The following is a 2489-nucleotide window of genomic DNA, read 5'->3' as shown; positions in this document are numbered from 1 at the left end:
TGTTGGTTTCCACGCGGAACTGAGCCGGTTTTTCCACCGAGAAGTGAGCCACCTCTGAGTATGGTTTTCTGATCAGGCTTTGGTCAATGGGTTGTTCTTTTCTCCTCTCTTCTGTGCCGCGGCAGCCGAGCTGGCTTTGAAGCGGAAGCTGTCATTTCCGGTTTCGAGGATATGGCAACGGTGGGTCAGGCGGTCGAGCAAAGCGGTCGTCATCTTGGCGTCGCCGAAGACGGTGGCCCATTCGCTGAAGCTGAGGTTGGTAGTGATGATGACGCTGGTGCGCTCGTAAAGCTTGCTCAGCAGGTGGAAGAGCAATGCGCCCCCTGACGCGCTGAACGGAAGATAACCCAATTCGTCCAGGATGAGCAGATCGAGGCGAACCAGCGTCTCAGCGATCTGGCCTGCCTTGCCTTTGGCCTTCTCCTGCTCAAGAGCGTTGACCAATTCTATGGTCGAGAAGAAGCGGACCTTCCGGCGATGATGCTCGATCGCCTGGACACCGAGAGCGGTCGCGACATGTGTTTTTCCTGTTCCGGGCCCGCCGACGAGCACGATATTTTGTGCTCCGTCCATGAACTCGCATCGGTGCAGTTGGCGCACTGTTGCTTCGTTGATCTCGCTGGCGGCGAAGTCGAACCCGGAGATGTCCTTGTAGGCTGGGAAGCGAGCAGCCTTCATGTGATAGGCGATGGAACGGACCTCGCGCTCGGCCATCTCGGCCTTCAGCAATTGGGACAGGATCGGCACGGCCGCATCGAACGCTGGCGCTCCTTGCTCGATCAGGTCCGTGACCGCTTGGGCCATGCCATACATCTTCAGACTACGCAGCATGATGACGACGGCGGCGCTGGCGGGATCATGACGCATGGCGACCTCCTACGATCCGGACACGCAGCCCGTCATAGCGTTCGACGTTGGCCTTGGGTTCGCGAGCCAAGGTCAGTGCCTGTGGTGTGTCGACATCGGGACCGTCAGTCGTCTTGCCGTCGATCAAACGGTGCAGCAGGTTTAACACATGCGTTTTGGTTGCCACGCCGGCATCCAGGGCCAGTTCCACAGCACGAAGGACGACCTGTTCGTCGTGATGAAGAACGAGAGCAAGGATGTCGGCCATCTCCCGATCACCACCGGGGCGGCGAAGCATCTGGTCCTGCAGTTGTCGAAAGGCCAGCGGCAATTCCAGGAAGGGTGCACCATTGCGCAGGGCACCGGGCTTGCGTTGGATGACGGCAAGGTAATGCCGCCAGTCGTAAATCGTCCGCGGCGGCTTGTCGTGACTGCGCTCAATCACCCGCACATGTTCGCAAAGAACGTTGCCCTCTGCGGCAACGACCAGGCGCTCGGGATAGATTCGTAAGCTGACAGGCCGGTTGGCAAACGATGCGGGCACGCTATAGCGGTTTCGTTCGAAGGTGAGCAGGCAGGTGGGTGAGACCCGTTTACTTTGCTCGACAAAGCCGTCAAACGCGGCAGGCAGTGTCATCAATGCTGCCCGCTCATCAGCCCAAACATCTGCGATCGTGCCGGGCAAGGTGCCATGCGGTGTCTCCCGCCACAGGTCCTGGCAATGCTGTTCCAGCCAGGCATTCAATGCCGCCAGGTCCGCAAAGTCCGGCATCTGTTGCCATAAGCGTGGTCGGGCATCCTGGACGTTCTTCTCGACCTGCCCCTTCTCCCAGCCTGCCGCGGGATTACAGAACTCAGGCACAAAAACGTAGTGGTTCGTCATCGCCTGGAACCGGACGTTGACCTGTCGTTCCTTGCCACGACCGACGCGATCGACCGCAGTGCGCATGTTGTCATAAATTCCACGCGCAGGCACACCGCCGAAGACCCGGAAGCCGTGCCAGTGGGCGTCGAAGAGCATCTCATGGGTTTGCAGCAGGTAGGCTCTGACCAGAAAGGCCCGGCTGTGCGCCAACTTGATATGCGCGACCTGAAGCTTCGTGCGCTCGCCGCCGATCACGGCATAGTCCTCACTCCAATCAAATTGGAATGCTTCGCCTGGTCGGAAAGACAGGGGAACGAATATGCCGCGGCCGGCCGTCTGCTGCTCAGCCCGCCACTTACGGGCGAATGCAGCGACCCGGCCATAGGAGCCGGTAAAGCCTAAACCCATCAGATCGGCATGAAGTTGCTTCAGCGTTCGGCGCTGCTTGCGTGACCTCCCGGCCTCGGTCTTCAGCCAGCCAGCGAGTTTGTCGGCGAACGGATCAAGCTTGCTCGGTCGTTCCGGTACCGTGAACGTCGGCTCGATCGTACCGGCGCTCAAATACTTCGCGATCGTATTACGCGACAGTCCCGTTCGTCGGCTGATCTCGCGCACCGACAGCTTCTCACGCAGCGCCATCCGACGGATGATGTTTAAAAGTCCCATGTGGATCACTCCGTTGCCCCCGTCGCTCTTCGCGTTGGGGGAAGGTTCACATGGCTCAATTCTCAATGGAAATTATGCGCCTAACCGGCTCAGTTCTGCGCGGAAACCAACA

General features: G+C 59.3%; 2 protein-coding genes. Both read right to left on the bottom strand.

The window, feature by feature from the left end:
• Positions 1-72: 72 nt before the first annotated feature.
• Positions 73-867, bottom strand: coding sequence for an IS21-like element helper ATPase IstB (gene istB, locus FHS81_RS18595; protein ID WP_183755064.1), 795 nt, complete (start codon positions 865-867; stop codon positions 73-75).
• On the bottom strand, positions 857-2377 hold the full coding sequence (gene istA, locus FHS81_RS18590) for an IS21 family transposase (protein WP_183755062.1): 1521 nt from the start codon (positions 2375-2377) through the stop codon (positions 857-859). Before istA ends, istB begins: the two co-directional genes overlap by 11 nt.
• Between the last annotated feature and the right edge of the window lie 112 nt (positions 2378-2489).

The organism is Pseudochelatococcus contaminans (assembly GCF_014195635.1).
Classification (GTDB): Bacteria; Pseudomonadota; Alphaproteobacteria; order Rhizobiales; family Beijerinckiaceae; genus Pseudochelatococcus; species Pseudochelatococcus contaminans.
This window is presented reverse-complemented; position numbering and strand designations above follow the sequence as displayed.

Excerpts from the sequence above, each read along its gene's own strand:
- istB (WP_183755064.1), bottom strand. The coding sequence starts at position 867 with ATGCGTCATGATCCCGCCAGCGCCGCCGTCGTCATCATGCTGCGTAGT.
- istA (WP_183755062.1), bottom strand. The coding sequence starts at position 2,377 with ATGGGACTTTTAAACATCATCCGTCGGATGGCGCTGCGTGAGAAGCTG.